The sequence below is a fragment of the Streptomyces sp. NPDC111507 genome (assembly GCF_055638955.1).
In genome coordinates, this window is sequence record NZ_JBVKBU010000011.1 from 171,897 (window position 1) to 186,503 (window position 14,607).

A 14,607-nucleotide genomic window follows, 5' to 3' on the forward strand; every position below is an offset into this window, starting at 1 on the left:
GCCGATTCCTCAGCTAACCCATATACGGTACGGGGCACACGCAGGCGGTCGGCTCACAAGACGCACGCGTCCCACTTGACGTACGAGACGCATGAGGAGATAACCCGGTGGTCACCCAGGAACAGCGGCGGCGTCAGCTCGCCCGGGAGAAGTTCTTGCGGCAGCAGCAGCGGCGTACGGCCGCGCGGCGCAAGTCACACATGCGCAATACGGTGGTCGCGTCGGTCCTCGGCGTGGTCGTCGTCGGCGGTGTGGTGTCGTACGCGACCGGGCTCTTCAAGAACGACGACAAGAAGGCCAACGCGGGCGCGGAGGTCACGCCGAGCGCCTCCCCGACCAGCAAGGCGCCGGACCCGTGCGCCAAGCCCGCCGAAGGCGCGGTGAAGTCGCTGAGCTGGAAGACGGAGCCGGCGATGGCCATCGACAAGTCGGCGGGCTACACGATGAAGCTGGCGACGACCTGCGGCGACATAGACGTCGCGCTGAAGACGGCCGCGGCCCCGCACACGGTGAACTCGTTCGACTTCCTCGCGGGCAAGGGGTTCTTCGACCACACCAAGTGCCACCGGCTCACCACGAACGGCATCTACGTGCTGCAGTGCGGTGACCCGAAGGGCACCGGCAGCGGCGGTCCCGGGTACACGATCCCGGACGAGAACCTGAAGGACACCAGCCTCAAGGGCGGCATCTACCCGGCGGGCACGATCGCGATGGCCAACACGGGCCAGAAGCACACCGGTGGCAGCCAGTTCTTCCTGGTGTACCAGGACAGTCAGCTACCGGCCAGCTACACACCGTTCGGAACTATTTCCAAGTCCGGCCTCACGGTCCTCAAGAAGATCGCCGCGGCCGGAGAGAGCACAGGCCAGGGCGACGGGGCGCCCAACGCGACGGTCGTGATCAACAAACTGACCGTGACGAAATCCTGACCGTCAACTGCGAAATTTCGGTCGCGCTGGATGCGGACAGCCGCCGGGCTGGTCGCCTATGTTGGCCGTGACGAAACTGTGGACGATGCCCAGGGGCGCTGAAGCCCCTCGCAGGCATCATGTGGAGGAGGCGCTGTGAGCAGCGACCCGTGGGGCCGCGTCGACGAGACGGGGACCGTGTACGTGCGTACGGCCGACGGCGAGCAGGTCGTCGGTTCCTGGCAGGCCGGCTCCCCTGATGAGGCGCTGGCCTACTTCGAGCGCAAGTACGAAGGCCTGGTTGTCGAGATCGGCCTCCTCGAGCGACGAGTGAAAACCACCGACCTGTCGGCGAAGGACGCCCAGATCGCGATCGACCATATTCGCGAACAGGTGGTCGCCCACCACGCGGTCGGCGATCTGGAGGCGCTGAAGAAGCGGCTGGACAAGCTCGTCGAGACGGTCGACGCGCGCCGTGAGGAGCGCAAGGTCCAGCGTGCGAAGCAGTCCGACGAGGCGCGGCACGCCAAGGAAGCGCTGGTCGTCGAGGCGGAGGAGCTGGCGCAGAGCGACCAGTGGCGGGCGGCCGGTGAGCGGCTGCGCTCCCTGGTGGACACCTGGAAGGGGCTGCCACGACTCGACCGCAAGTCGGACGACGAGCTGTGGCACCGCTTCTCGCACGCGCGCTCGGCGTTCTCCAAGCGCCGCAAGGCGCACTTCGCCTCGCTGGACGCGCAGCGCGAGGACGCCCGCAAGCTCAAGGAGAAGCTGGTCGCGGAGGCCGAATCACTGTCCGCCTCCACGGACTGGGGTCCGACGGCGGCGCGTTACCGCGAGCTGATGGCGGACTGGAAGGCCGCGGGCCGCGCGCAGCGTGAGCACGAGGACGACCTGTGGAACCGCTTCCGCGGCGCCCAGGACGTGTTCTTCGCGGCGCGCAGCTCGGTCTTCGCCGAGCGGGACGCCGAGCAGTCGGAGAACCTGAAGCTCAAGGAGGAGCTGGCCGAGGAGGCCGAGAAGCTCGTCCCGGTGCAGGACCTGAAGGCCGCCCGCGCCGCCTTCCGTTCCATCAACGAGCGCTGGGAGGCCATCGGCCACGTGCCCCGCGACGCCCGCCCGAAGGTCGAGGGCCGGATGCACGCGGTGGAGCGGGCTCTGCAGGAGTCCGAGGAGGTCGAGTGGCGCCGGACCAACCCGGAGGCACGCGCGCGTGCCGAGGGTCTGACCGGTCAGCTGCAGGCCGCCGTGGACAAGCTCCAGGGCCAGATCGAGACGGCGCGCGCCGCGGGCAACGCTTCGCGGGCCGACAAGCTCCAGAAGGAGCTCGAGGGCCGTCAGGCGCTGCTGGACCAGGCGTTGAAGGGTCTCCAGGAGTTCGGCGGCTGAGGCTGCCGAGGCGGCTGGGTTTTCCCGCCGCTACGTAGAGGGGCTCCCGTACGCACCGTACGGGAGCCCCTCTGCGTAGTGGCCCGTCGACGGCGTCCGGGCCTCGGACGTCAGGACCCGTCGGAGGGCCTGCGCGCCGAGGTGACCCGGTACACGTCGTACACGCCCTCCACGCCCCTGACCGCCTTCAGGACGTGTCCCAGGTGCTTGGGGTCGCCCATCTCGAAGGTGAAGCGAGAAGTGGCGACGCGGTCGCGGGAGGTCTGGACGGCCGCGGACAGGATGTTGACGTGCTGGTCGGACAGGACGCGGGTGACGTCCGACAGGAGCCGGGAGCGGTCCAGTGCCTCGACCTGGATGGCCACCAGGAAGACCGAGGACTGGGTGGGCGCCCACTCGACCTCGAGGATGCGCTCCGGCTCGCGGGAAAGCGAGTCGACGTTGACGCAGTCGCTGCGGTGCACCGACACGCCGCTGCCGCGGGTCACGAAGCCGATGATCGGGTCGCCGGGGACGGGCGTACAACAGCGGGCGAGCTTGACCCACACGTCGTCGACGCCCTTGACGACGACACCCGGGTCGGCGTTGGAGCGGCGCTTGCGGCCACGCCCGCGCGCGGGCGGAACGCTCTCGTCGATCTCCTCGGTGGCCGCCTCCTCGCCGCCGAGGGCCTGCACCAGCTTCTGCACGACGCTCTGCGCGGTGACATGGCCCTCGCCGATCGCCGCGTACAGCGAGGAGATGTCGGGGTAGCGCATCTCGTGCGCGAGGGTTACCAGGGAGTCGCCGGTGAGGATGCGCTGGATCGGCAGGTTCTGCTTGCGCATCGCCCGGGCGATGGCGTCCTTGCCCTGCTCGATCGCCTCGTCGCGGCGCTCCTTGGAGAACCAGGCGCGGATCTTGTTGCGGGCACGCGGGGACTTCACGAAGCCCAGCCAGTCGCGGGAGGGGCCCGCACCGGCCGCCTTGGAGGTGAAGACCTCCACCAAGTCGCCGTTGTCCAGGGTGGATTCGAGCGGGACGAGGCGTCCGTTGACCCGTGCGCCTATCGTCCGGTGGCCGACCTCCGTATGGACCGCGTACGCGAAGTCCACCGGTGTCGCGCCGGCCGGGAGCGCTATGACGTCACCCTTGGGCGTGAAGACGAAGACCTCGTTGCGGGACAGGTCGAAGCGCAGGGACTCCAGGAACTCGCTCGGGTCCTCGGTCTCCTTCTGCCAGTCGAGCAACTGGCGCAGCCACGCCATGTCGTTGACGGTGTCCTGCCCCGCGCTGCCCTTGGCCGCCCGGGGGACGTCCGTACGGATCTTGGAGGAACCGGCGACGGTCTCCTGCTTGTACTTCCAGTGCGCGGCGATGCCGTACTCGGCACGGCGGTGCATGTCGAACGTGCGGATCTGGAGTTCGACCGGCTTGCCGTTGGGCCCGATGACCGTCGTGTGCAGCGACTGGTACATGTTGAACTTGGGCATCGCGATGTAGTCCTTGAACCGGCCGGGGACCGGGTTCCATCGCGCGTGCACGGTGCCGAGGGCCGCGTAGCAGTCGCGGACGGTGTCCACGAGGACGCGGATGCCCACCAGGTCGTAGATCTCCGCGAAGTCACGGCCTCGCACGATCATCTTCTGGTAGACGGAGTAGTAGTGCTTCGGGCGGCCGGTGACCGTCGCCTTGATGCGGGCGGCGCGCAGGTCGGCCTGGACCTCGTCGGTCACTATGGCGAGGTATTCGTCGCGCTTGGGGGCGCGCTCGGCGACCAGGCGCACGATCTCGTCGTACATCTTGGGGTAGAGGATCGCGAACGCGAGGTCCTCCAGCTCCCACTTGATGGTGTTCATGCCCAGGCGGTGGGCGAGCGGCGCGTAGATCTCCAGGGTCTCGCGCGCCTTCTTCTCCTGCTTCTCGCGCTTGAGGTAGCGCATGGTGCGCATGTTGTGCAGGCGGTCGGCGAGCTTGATGACCAGGACGCGGGGGTCCTTGGCCATGGCGACGACCATCTTGCGGACGGTCTCGGCCTGCGCGGCCTCACCGAACTTGACCTTGTCGAGCTTGGTGACGCCGTCGACGAGCAGGGCCACCTGGTCGCCGAAGTCGCGCTTGAGCGTGTCCAGGCCGTACTCGGTGTCCTCGACGGTGTCGTGCAGGAGACCGGCCATCAGCGTGGCGGGGTCCATGCCCAGTTCAGCGAGGATCGTCGTGACGGCGAGCGGGTGCGTGATGTACGGGTCGCCGCTCTTGCGCTTCTGACCGCGGTGCCAGCGCTCGGCGACCTGGTAGGCCTTCTCGATCTGCCGCAGCGTCGACGTCTCGATCTTCGGGTCGTTGCTGCGCACTATCCGCAGCAGCGGCTCCAGCACCGGGTTGTACGGGTTCGAGCGCTGCACGCCGAGCCGGGCCAGGCGGGCGCGGACGCGGTTGGATGAGGAGCTGGGGCGGCCGGACGGGGCGGCCGCGGAACGGACCGCCGGAGTCTTCGCGGGGCGCTCGGAAGGGGCCGGCTTGGGGCGTGGCTGCTCTGCCGCCTTGCCGTCGGGCGCCGCCTGGGCGTGCTCGACCGGCCCGCTCGTGGCGTTCTTGGCGGGCGTCGCCGCGGGGGCCGAGGCAGGCTCGGGCTTGGCGGCGGTGAGTGGCTGGGCCTCGTCTGGCAAGAGGGCTCCTCGTGCGCGTTCCGGGTCCCCCGGTCAGGCTCCGGAAACCCCATGGTAGCGATCCTGGGCGCCGGGATCGCTTTCGGCCGCTGGGGCGGCCTCGTACAGGAGGAACGCGAGAGGCGGGCTCCGGATTCCTCCGGGCCCGCCTCCACGGTGTCCTACGAGTTTCTCAGGGCCTTCCCAGGCCTTGCCCGGGGGTTTCCCCCAGGTGTCGCGAACGCGGCCCTCAGACCTTGAGGAGCGCCTCCAGCGGAGCGCCCGCGAGAGCCGGCTCCAGACGGACGCGGCCGCCGAGGAACCCGAGCTCCATCAGCACGGCGACGCCCGCGACCTCTGCGCCCGCCCGGCGGATGAGCTGGAGCGAGGCCTCGGCGGTGCCGCCGGTGGCGAGGACGTCGTCGACGACCAGGACGCGGTCGGCCGCGCTCAGGTCCTCGGCGTGCACCTCGATCTCGGCCGAGCCGTACTCCAGGTCGTACGCCTGCGACAGGGTCGCTCCGGGGAGCTTGCCCGCCTTGCGCACGGGGATGAAGCCGATCCCGGCGCGGACGGCGACCGGGGCGCCGAGGATGAACCCACGGGCCTCCAGACCGACGATCTTCGTGGCCTCGGCGCGCACGGCGATCTCCGCCAGAGCGTCGGTGAGCGCCGTGAAGGCCGCCGGGTCCGCCAGGAGCGGGGTGATGTCCTTGAACATCACACCCGGCTCCGGGTAGTCGGCCACGTCGCGGATACGGCTGTGCAGCAGCGTCGTGATGTCCGTGAGCTCGGTCATCGGCGCTTCCCCGAGGGTCGGCCGCGACCGCGGTTGCGGGACGCGGGCTGGTTGCGCGGGCCGACGACCATGGGCCCGTCGTCCTCCGGCTCGTCGTCCAGCATCACGTCGGAGACCTCGGTCTCCAGGGGCTCGCCCTTGGCGGCGGCCTGGGCCCGCTTGGCGAGGACGCGCTTCCTGAGGGCCTTCATCTGCGGCTCGCGCTCCTTGAGGTCGGCGACGAGCGGCGTGGCGATGAAGATCGAGGAGTACGCACCGGCCGCGAGGCCGACGAACAGCGACAGCGAGATGTCGTTGAGCATGCCCGCGCCGAGGACACCGCCACCGATGAACAGCAGGCCGGCGACCGGCAGCAGCGCGACGACCGTGGTGTTGATCGAACGGACCAGGGTGCCGTTGATCGAGCGGTCGGCGATCTCGCTGTACGTGTAGCGGGTCTGCTTGGTGATGTCCTTCGTCTGTTCCTTGAGGCTGTCGAAGACGACGACCGTGTCGTAGAGCGAGTAACCGAGGATGGTGAGCAGACCGATCACGGTGCCCGGGGTGACCTCGAAGCCGACCAGGGCGTAGATGCCGACCGTGATCGTGATGTCGTGGATCAGGGCCACGAGCGCGGCCACGGCCATACGCCACTCGAACGCGATCGCCAGGTAGATCACGACGAGGACCATGAAGATCGCCAGGCCCTCCCAGGCCTTGTTGGCGATCTGGTCACCCCAGCTGGGGCCGACCAGGTCCGCGTTGATCGACTCCGCGTTGACGTTCAGGTCCTTGGCGAGGTCGTCCTTGATCTTGTCGGACTTGTCCGTGTCGATGCCGGCGACCTGGATGCGCAGTCCGCCGTTGCCGAGCTTCTGGACGACCGCGTCGTGGCCGGACGAGTCCTGCGCGTACGTCTCGGCCTGCGCCACCGAGACGCTGGTCTTCCCGGTGGTGAAGACGGCCCCGCCCTGGAACTCGATGCCCATGTTCAGGCCGCGCACCGTCAGGCCGAGGATGGCCGTGATGGTGATCAGGATCGAGATGCCGTACCAGATCTTGCGCTTGCCGACGAAGTCGTAGCCGATCTCGCCGCGGTGGAGCCGGGCGCCGAGGGTGCCGAGTTTCGACATCTCACGCCTCCTTCGGGTCGACGGGGGCGGAGGGACGGCGCGTACGGCGCAGCGGTGGTTTGGCGCCCAGGGCCTTGGGGTCGAGGCCGGACCACTTGTTGCCGCTCGCGTAGAACTTCCGGCGGGCGAGGAGCGTCATCAGCGGCTTGGTGAAGAAGAACACGACGACCACGTCGAGCACCGTGGTCAGACCGAGCGTGAACGCGAAGCCCTGGACCTTGCCGACGGTGACGATGAAGAGCACCGCGGCGGCAAGGAACGACACGAAGTCGGAGACCAGGATGGTGCGCCGGGCGCGCGGCCAGGCACGCTCGACAGCCGGGCGCAGGGAGCGGCCCTCGCGGATCTCGTCCCGGATGCGTTCGAAGAACACGATGAACGAGTCCGCTGTGATTCCGATCGCGACGATCGCACCACAGACCGCAGGCAGGTTCAGCGCGAAGCCGATGGTGGGGCCGAGGAGCGCCATGATCACGTACGTGAGGGCACCTGAGACCAGCAGGGAGGGGATGGCGATGATCGACAGGCCCCGGTAGTAGACCACCAGGTAGATCACGACCAGGCCGAGGCCGATGGCGCCCGCGATCAGACCGGCGTGCAGCTGCTCGCCGCCGAGTGCGGCCGTCACCGTGGTGACGCTCGACTCCTTGAAGGTGAGCGGCAGCGCGCCGTACTTCAGCATGTTCGCCAGGCTCTGCGCCTCGGTCTGGTCGAAGCTGCCGGAGATCTCCGCGTTGCCGCCGGTCAGCGCCTGCTGGACGAACGGGTCGGAGACGACGTCACCGTCGAGGACGATCGCGAACTGGTTCTGCGGGGACTGGTTCTTCGCGAGCTTGCCGGTGATGTCGGCGAACTTCTTGGAGCCACCGGAGGTGAACTCCATGGTGACCTTCCAGCCCGCCGCGCTCTGGGTGTCGAAGACGGCCGAGGCGCTCTTGATGTCCGTGCCAGAGACCTCGGCGGGACCGAGGACGTACTTCTGCCACTGGCCCGAGGAGTTCTTGCCGCAGGCCACGGTGGGGTCGGTGGCCTTGGAGCCTTCGCCGGCCTTGGCGCGCTGCTCCTTGTCCGCGCAGTTGAGCGCCGTGTACTGAGCCTGGAGCTTGGTGGCCGCGGCACTGGCGCTCGCGCTGCTGGTCGCCGACGGCGAGGCGCTGGAGGAGGCCGAGGGGCTGGCCGAGGAGCTCGCGGAGCTGCTCGGGGACGTCGTGGAGTCCGCCTTCAGGGCGTCGGTGACGGCACGGCCCTGAGAGGTGGCGGAGGACGTCGGGCTCGCGGAGCTCGACGAGGTCGCCTTGTCGGTGGCCTTGTCCGTGGCCTTCGAGGAGGAGCTGCTCGAGGCGCTGGGCGACGGGCTGGCCGTCGCGGCCGCACCGGAGATCTCGGTGGCCAGGACCGGACGGAAGTAGAGCTTCGCGGTGGTGCCGACCTGGTCCCGGGCTTCCTTGGAGTTCGTGCCCTTGGGGATGTTGACAATGATGTTGTCGGATCCCTGGGTCTGCACCTCGGCCTCAGAAACGCCGAGACCGTTGACACGGCGGTTCATGATGTCGACCGCGGTGTTCATGTTGGTCTTGTTGATCGCGTTCGGCTGGCCCGGCTCGTTCTTCGCCGTGAGCGTGATGCTCGTGCCGCCGGCGAGGTCGATGCCGAGACGCGGGGTGGGATGCCCGGAGAGGAACATCCCCCCCGTGAGCGCCGCGATGGCGATCAGGATGAAGGCCAACGAGCGCCCCGGCCTGCTCTGGGCGCTCGCGCTCCGGCCCTTCTTCGGTGCTGCCACCTTCTCGTTCTCCCTCTCGGGCCGCCGTGCGCGGGGTCAGCGCGGGGGCGGCCATGACATGGTGTCGGGATTCCGTGCGAACGCAGGTCCCGAGGTGCGGAGCGCAAGCGGATCGCGCCGCGTCCCCGGGGCGTGACTACTTCGCGTCGGACTCGCCGTCGGTCTTCTTCGGCTCTGCTTCGTCGGCCTCGTCGGCCTTCGCCTCGGCGGGCTTGTCGGACGGCTCGGCGGCCACGTCCTTCTTGCCGAGGTCGAGGGGCTTGTCGTCGGAGGCGTCGGAAGAGGCGTCGGCGGCGGGCTCGTCGGTCTCGGTGAGGGAGGAGGCGTCGTCGGGGACGACCGACCCGTCCGCATCCAGGTCGTGCTCGGCGCCGTGGACGATGCGGTTGTACTCGTCGTCGGAGAGCACGGCACCGATCGCGTTCTTCGCAAACAGCAGGTCGACGCCCGGGCCGGCGTCAAGGAGGACCGAGTCCTCGTTGACCTCCTTGACAGTGGCGTACATGCCACCGATCGTGCGCACGCCGGAGCCGGGCTGCAGCTCATTGCGCATGGAAGCGGCCTGCTGCTGCTTCTTCTTGGCCGACCGGGTCATCAGGAACATGGCCCCGATGAGCACGATGAACGGGAGGAGGGTCACGAGACTCACGGGTCGGAACTTCCTTCTTCGACCGCGATGGTGAGCGGCCTGCTGGATGGGGGTATGTATGCCGTCGACAAGGGCGGCATCGGCGGAGTCTAAGCGAGTCCGCACTCAGGGAACAACGCTCAGCATGGCACCGGGGTTCCTGACCCCGCGAGTGCGCACGCCGTCACGCCCCGAACAGGTCCCCTTGTCCGTTTCCCCCCGTGGACTGGCGCGGCGGCGTCAGACCGAGATGGGCCCATGCGGCCGGGGTCGCCACCCGGCCGCGCGGTGTACGGGCGAGCAGTCCCTCCCGTACGAGGAAGGGCTCGGCGACCTCCTCGACGGTCTCACGCTCCTCCCCCACCGCGACCGCGAGCGTGGACAGACCCACCGGGCCGCCGCCGAACAGCTTGAGCAGGGCCTCCAGAACACCGCGGTCGAGCCGGTCGAGACCACGGGCGTCGACCTCGTAGACCTTGAGCGCGGCCGCGGCGATCTCGCGCGTGATGATCCCGTCCGCCTTGACCTGCGCGTAGTCCCGGACACGGCGCAGCAGACGGTTGGCGATACGAGGCGTGCCGCGGGAGCGCCCCGCGATCTCAGCGGCGCCTTCCGAGCCGATCTCCACGTCGAGGAGATGCGCGGAACGGTGGATGACGCGCTGGAGCTCCGCGGGCTCGTAGAACTCCATGTGCGCGGTGAAGCCGAAGCGGTCGCGCAGCGGGGGCGGCAGCAGACCCGCGCGCGTGGTGGCGCCGACCAGCGTGAACGGCGGCAGCTCCAGTGGGATCGCGGTGGCGCCGGGGCCCTTGCCGACGATCACGTCGACGCGGAAGTCCTCCATCGCCATGTAGAGCATCTCCTCGGCGGGCCGGGACATGCGGTGGATCTCGTCGAGGAACAGCACCTCGCCCTCCTGGAGCGAGGAGAGGATCGCCGCCAGGTCACCGGCATGCTGGATGGCGGGGCCGCTGGTGATGCGGATGGGTGCGCCCATCTCGGCGGCGATGATCATCGAGAGGGTGGTCTTGCCGAGGCCGGGGGCGCCGGAGAGCAGCACGTGATCGGCGGTGGCCCCGCGCGCGCGGGCGGCGCGCAGGACGAGATCGAGCTGCTCGCGGACCTTCTCCTGGCCGATGAACTCGTCCAGGTCCTTGGGGCGCAGGGCCGCCTCGACCGCCTGGTCCTCACGGTCGGCGGACGCGCCGACGAGCCGCTCGGCGTCGCTCTCGTCGGTCGTGTGGTCCCAGTTCACTGAAGTTCTCCTAGCCGTGGCATGCCGGCTGTGTCATCCGGCCGGGGGTCCGGGGGCGCTCCCCGGGAAGACACAGCGTGCATGGGTGCCTCGCGGTCTGGTGGTCGGGGGGCCGCTGGCTCAGCGGGCGCGGTTGAGGGTCTGGAGGGCGGCCTTGAGCAGCCGGCCCACCTGGGGTGTGCCCTCGGCGGCCTCGGCCTGCGGGGCGACGGCGGAGACGGCCTCGTCGGCCTCGCGCGTGGCGTACCCGAGGCCGATCAGCGCGGCGTGCAGCTGGTCGCGCCAGCCGGTGCTGACCGGGGCGCCGATGCCGGTGCTCGTGCCGAGGGGCTCGCCGAGCCGGTCCTTGAGCTCCAGCAGGAGCTTCTGGGCTCCCCGCTTGCCGATGCCGGGTACGGCCGTGAGCGTCTTCTCGTCACCGGTGGCGATCGCGCGGCGCAGGGCGTCGGGCGAGTGCGTGGCGAGCATGGCCTGCGCGAGACGGGGGCCGACACCGCTGGCGGTCTGGAGCAGCTCGAAGGTTCCGCGCTCGTCGTCGTCGGCGAAGCCGTACAGCGTCAGGGAGTCCTCGCGCACGACGAGGGAGGTGGCGAGCTTGGTCTGCTGTCCCATCCGGAGCCCGGAGAGCGTATTGGGCGAGCACTGGACGGCGATGCCGATGCCGCCGACCTCGACGACCGCGGAGTCCGGGGCGAGGGCGGCGACCGGGCCGCTGACGAAGGCGATCATGCGGTACGGCCTTTCGAAGCGTGGTGCGATGCGGGTTTCGACGCGTGCAGGGCCGCGGCTTGCTGGAGCCGGTTCTGCGCGACGGCCTGCTGGAGCCGGTTCTGCGCGGGGGCGCGCCAGATGTGACAGATGGCGAGGGCGAGGGCGTCCGCCGCGTCGGCGGGCTTGGGCGGCGCGTCGAGCCTGAGCAGCCTGGTGACCATGGCACCCACCTGGGCCTTGTCCGCGCGTCCGCTGCCGGTGACGGCGGCCTTGACCTCGCTCGGGGTGTGCAGAGCGACCGTCAGGCCGCGGCGGGCGGCGCAGAGCATGGCGACGGCGCTGGCCTGGGCCGTGCCCATCACCGTCCGCACGTTGTGCTGGCTGAACACCCGCTCCACGGCGACGACTTCGGGATCGTACTCGTCGAGCCACTGCTCGATGCCCTGCTCGATGGCGACGAGGCGCAGGCCCAACTCGGCGTCCGCCGGAGTGCGTACGACCCCGACGCCGCGCATGGTCAGGGGTCGGCCCGCGACTCCTTCGACCACCCCGACACCGCATCGGGTCAGTCCCGGGTCAACGCCCAGCACCCGCACCCCAAACCCCCCTTTTTTTGCGGCTGAGCCGCCGCCGCTCTCGCGGAAGTGGCTGATCGCCGTCGTGGTCCCTCAAGTGATGGTTGCGGTCCGATGGACTGCGGGACTGCGATCATCATCCGTCCTCGACAGGCTAACCGCTGCCACTGACAACGACGGCGGGCCTGCAGGACGTGTCCCGCGGGCCCGCCGAAATGAATGCTTGGCAGCTCAGGCGTCGACCTTGGCCATCACGTCGTCGCTCACGTCGAAGTTGGCGAAGACGTTCTGCACGTCGTCGCTGTCCTCCAGGGCGTCGATCAGCTTGAAGATCTTCCGGGCGCCGTCTTCGTCGAGCTCGACCTGCATGGTCGGGACGAAGTTGGCCTCGGCGGAGTCGTAGTCGACGCCGGCGTCCTGGAGGGCCGTGCGGACCGCGACCAGGTCGGTGGCCTCGGAGATGACTTCGAAGGACTCGCCCAGGTCGTTGACCTCTTCGGCACCCGCGTCGAGCACGGCACCCAGGACGTCGTCCTCGCTCAGCTCACCCTTGGGGACGATGACGACGCCCTTGCGGTTGAAGAGGTACGAGACGGAACCCGGGTCGGCCATGTTGCCGCCGTTGCGCGTCATGGCGACGCGGACGTCCGAGGCGGCGCGGTTGCGGTTGTCGGTGAGGCACTCGATGAGCACCGCGACACCGTTCGGCCCGTAACCCTCGTACATGATCGTCTCGTAGTCGGCGCCACCGGCCTCGAGACCGGCGCCGCGCTTGACCGCGGAGTCGATGTTCTTGTTCGGGACCGAGCTCTTCTTGGCCTTCTGAATGGCGTCGAACAGCGTCGGGTTGCCGCCCGGGTCGGCGCCACCGGTGCGGGCAGCGACCTCGATGTTCTTGATCATCTTCGCGAAGAGCTTGCCGCGCTTGGCGTCGATCACGGCCTTCTTGTGCTTCGTCGTAGCCCATTTAGAGTGGCCGGACATCTGCCTGTCTCCTTCGCGTAACCCATCCTGTACGAACTCCCCCAGACCTTGAGGATCTGGGGGACCCCCAGATCCTACAAGGACTCCGGTATCCGGTTCGCGCGCACCATCTCGACGAACAGGCCGTGCACGCGGTGGTCGCCGGTCAGTTCCGGGTGGAACGACGTGGCGAGCGCGGTGCCCTGACGTACGGCGACGATGTGACCCTCGTGCTCGGCGAGCACTTCGGCCGCGGCTCCCACGGACTCGACCCAGGGGGCGCGGATGAAGACGCCCTCTACAGGATCGCCCTCGACGCCCCGGACGTCGACCGCCGCTTCGAAGGACTCGTTCTGACGTCCGAAGGCGTTGCGGCGCACGATCATGTCGATGCCGCCGATCGTCTCCTGGCCCGAGCGCGGGTCGAGGATCTTGTCGGCGAGCATGATCATGCCCGCGCAGGTGCCGTAGACGGGCATGCCTGAGCGCACGCGCGCGCGGAGGGGCTCCATCAATCCGAACAGGACGGCCAGCTTTGAGATGGTGGTGGACTCGCCGCCGGGGATGACCAGGCCGTCCACCTCGGCGAGCTCCTCGGGACGCCGCACCGGCCTGGCCACGGCGTCGGCCGCGGCCAGGGCGATGAGGTGCTCCCGTACGTCGCCCTGGAGTGCCAGGACGCCTATGACAGGTGCGTCAGTCATGTACGTGATGCCTTTGTCCGGTCTCGTCGGTCCGGTCTCTTACCAGCCGCGGTTGGCGTAGCGCTCGGTCTCGGGGAGGGTGTCGCAGTTGATGCCGACCATGGCCTCGCCCAGGTTGCGGGAAGCGTCCGCGATGATCTTCGGGTCGTCGTAGAAGGTGGTCGCCTTCACGATGGCGGCGGCGCGCTTGGCCGGGTCGCCGGACTTGAAGATGCCGGAGCCCACGAAGACGCCCTCGGCGCCGAGCTGGCGCATGAGCGCGGCGTCGGCGGGGGTGGCCACACCACCGGCGGAGAACAGCACGACCGGGAGCTTGCCGAGCTCGGCGACCTCCTTGACCAGCTCGTACGGGGCGCGCAGGTCCTTGGCGGCGGCGTACAGCTCGTGGTTGTCGAAGCCGCGCAGACGGGCGATCTCGTTCTTGATCTGGCGCAGGTGACGGACGGCCTCGACGACGTTGCCGGTGCCTGCCTCGCCCTTGGAGCGGATCATGGCGGCGCCCTCGGCGATGCGGCGCAGGGCCTCGCCCAGGTTGGTCGCACCGCAGACGAAGGGGGTCGTGAAGGCCCACTTGTCGGAGTGGTTGACCTCGTCGGCCGGGGTGAGGACCTCGGACTCGTCGATGTAGTCGACACCGAGGGACTGGAGGACCTGGGCCTCGACGAAGTGGCCGATGCGGGACTTGGCCATGACGGGGATGGAGACCGCGTCGATGATCTCCTCGATCATGTTCGGGTCCGACATGCGGGCCACGCCGCCGTCCTTGCGGATGTCGGCGGGCACCCGCTCCAGGGCCATGACGGCCACGGCGCCGGCGTCCTCGGCGATCTTCGCCTGCTCGGCGTCGACCACGTCCATGATCACACCGCCCTTGAGCTGCTCGGCCATTCCGCGCTTGACGCGGGCGGTGCCGGTTGCGGGGTTCTCGGCGGGCTGGGCGGTGTTGGAGAGCGTGCTGGACACGGGTGACCTCACTCGGTGAAAGAGGGTTTCTGCAGCACCGAGGAAACGTGAGTGGACCAGTCCACAGCAAGGGCCAATGGGGAGCCGGTGGATCCTTTTCGCCCCGCCGCCCCTACCCGACCCGTCCCTGGGGGCTCCGCCCCAGACCCCCGCAGCGCCTTGGGGGGCGCGGGGAACCGCGCGACCAGCCCCC

13 protein-coding genes are annotated in these 14,607 nt (G+C 69.3%); 2 read left to right on the forward strand and 11 right to left on the reverse strand.

Features of this window, described 5'->3' with window-relative positions:
• Window positions 1-107 precede the first annotated feature (107 nt).
• A complete protein-coding gene (locus ACZ7M2_RS35215; protein WP_352047910.1) occupies window positions 108-929 on the forward strand; it encodes a peptidylprolyl isomerase in 822 nt (273 codons plus the stop codon).
• A 135-nt stretch (window positions 930-1,064) separates the two neighbouring features.
• Window positions 1,065-2,294 carry a DUF349 domain-containing protein gene (locus ACZ7M2_RS35220; protein ID WP_471598749.1) on the forward strand — a complete coding sequence of 410 codons (1,230 nt, stop codon included), beginning with the start codon at window positions 1,065-1,067 and terminating at the stop codon, window positions 2,292-2,294.
• A 110-nt stretch (window positions 2,295-2,404) separates the two neighbouring features.
• Here ACZ7M2_RS35220 and ACZ7M2_RS35225 read toward each other — a convergent pair whose 3' ends face one another.
• The 11 genes from ACZ7M2_RS35225 to pdxS all read right to left on the reverse strand — a co-directional run bounded on the left by ACZ7M2_RS35225 (window position 2,405) and on the right by pdxS (window position 14,414).
• Entirely contained in the window at window positions 2,405-4,942 is a 2,538-nt protein-coding gene (locus ACZ7M2_RS35225) for a RelA/SpoT family protein (protein ID WP_403694859.1), read from the reverse strand.
• 229 nt (window positions 4,943-5,171) lie between these two features.
• Window positions 5,172-5,720: an adenine phosphoribosyltransferase gene (locus tag ACZ7M2_RS35230; RefSeq protein ID WP_352047913.1), complete on the reverse strand. Its 549-nt coding sequence runs from the start codon at window positions 5,718-5,720 to the stop codon at window positions 5,172-5,174.
• Window positions 5,717-6,832: a protein translocase subunit SecF gene (gene secF, locus ACZ7M2_RS35235; protein WP_352047914.1), complete on the reverse strand. Its 1,116-nt coding sequence runs from the start codon at window positions 6,830-6,832 to the stop codon at window positions 5,717-5,719. The genes ACZ7M2_RS35230 and secF overlap by 4 nt, the downstream gene beginning before the upstream one ends.
• Before the next feature lies 1 nt (window position 6,833).
• Window positions 6,834-8,615 carry a protein translocase subunit SecD gene (gene secD, locus ACZ7M2_RS35240; RefSeq protein ID WP_471598750.1) on the reverse strand — a complete coding sequence of 594 codons (1,782 nt, stop codon included), beginning with the start codon at window positions 8,613-8,615 and terminating at the stop codon, window positions 6,834-6,836.
• A 136-nt stretch (window positions 8,616-8,751) separates the two neighbouring features.
• The gene (yajC, locus tag ACZ7M2_RS35245; protein ID WP_471598751.1) at window positions 8,752-9,264 is read right to left on the reverse strand and encodes a preprotein translocase subunit YajC; all 513 of its coding nucleotides are present in this window, start codon (window positions 9,262-9,264) and stop codon (window positions 8,752-8,754) included.
• A 163-nt stretch (window positions 9,265-9,427) separates the two neighbouring features.
• Window positions 9,428-10,498: a Holliday junction branch migration DNA helicase RuvB gene (gene ruvB, locus ACZ7M2_RS35250; RefSeq protein WP_351308621.1), complete on the reverse strand. Its 1,071-nt coding sequence runs from the start codon at window positions 10,496-10,498 to the stop codon at window positions 9,428-9,430.
• Between the two features lie 120 nt (window positions 10,499-10,618).
• Window positions 10,619-11,227 (reverse strand): Holliday junction branch migration protein RuvA, encoded by a 609-nt coding sequence (gene ruvA / locus ACZ7M2_RS35255; protein WP_351308624.1) that lies wholly within the window; start codon window positions 11,225-11,227, stop codon window positions 10,619-10,621.
• Window positions 11,224-11,805, reverse strand: coding sequence for a crossover junction endodeoxyribonuclease RuvC (gene ruvC, locus ACZ7M2_RS35260; protein ID WP_471598752.1), 582 nt, complete (start codon window positions 11,803-11,805; stop codon window positions 11,224-11,226). The genes ruvA and ruvC overlap by 4 nt, the downstream gene beginning before the upstream one ends.
• A gap of 210 nt (window positions 11,806-12,015) precedes the next feature.
• The gene (locus ACZ7M2_RS35265; RefSeq protein ID WP_471598753.1) at window positions 12,016-12,768 is read right to left on the reverse strand and encodes a YebC/PmpR family DNA-binding transcriptional regulator; all 753 of its coding nucleotides are present in this window, start codon (window positions 12,766-12,768) and stop codon (window positions 12,016-12,018) included.
• 74 nt (window positions 12,769-12,842) lie between these two features.
• The gene (gene pdxT, locus ACZ7M2_RS35270; protein WP_471598754.1) at window positions 12,843-13,451 is read right to left on the reverse strand and encodes a pyridoxal 5'-phosphate synthase glutaminase subunit PdxT; all 609 of its coding nucleotides are present in this window, start codon (window positions 13,449-13,451) and stop codon (window positions 12,843-12,845) included.
• A gap of 39 nt (window positions 13,452-13,490) precedes the next feature.
• Window positions 13,491-14,414, reverse strand: a complete 924-nt coding sequence (pdxS, locus tag ACZ7M2_RS35275) for a pyridoxal 5'-phosphate synthase lyase subunit PdxS (protein ID WP_471598755.1) — start codon at window positions 14,412-14,414, stop codon at window positions 13,491-13,493.
• Between the last annotated feature and the right edge of the window lie 193 nt (window positions 14,415-14,607).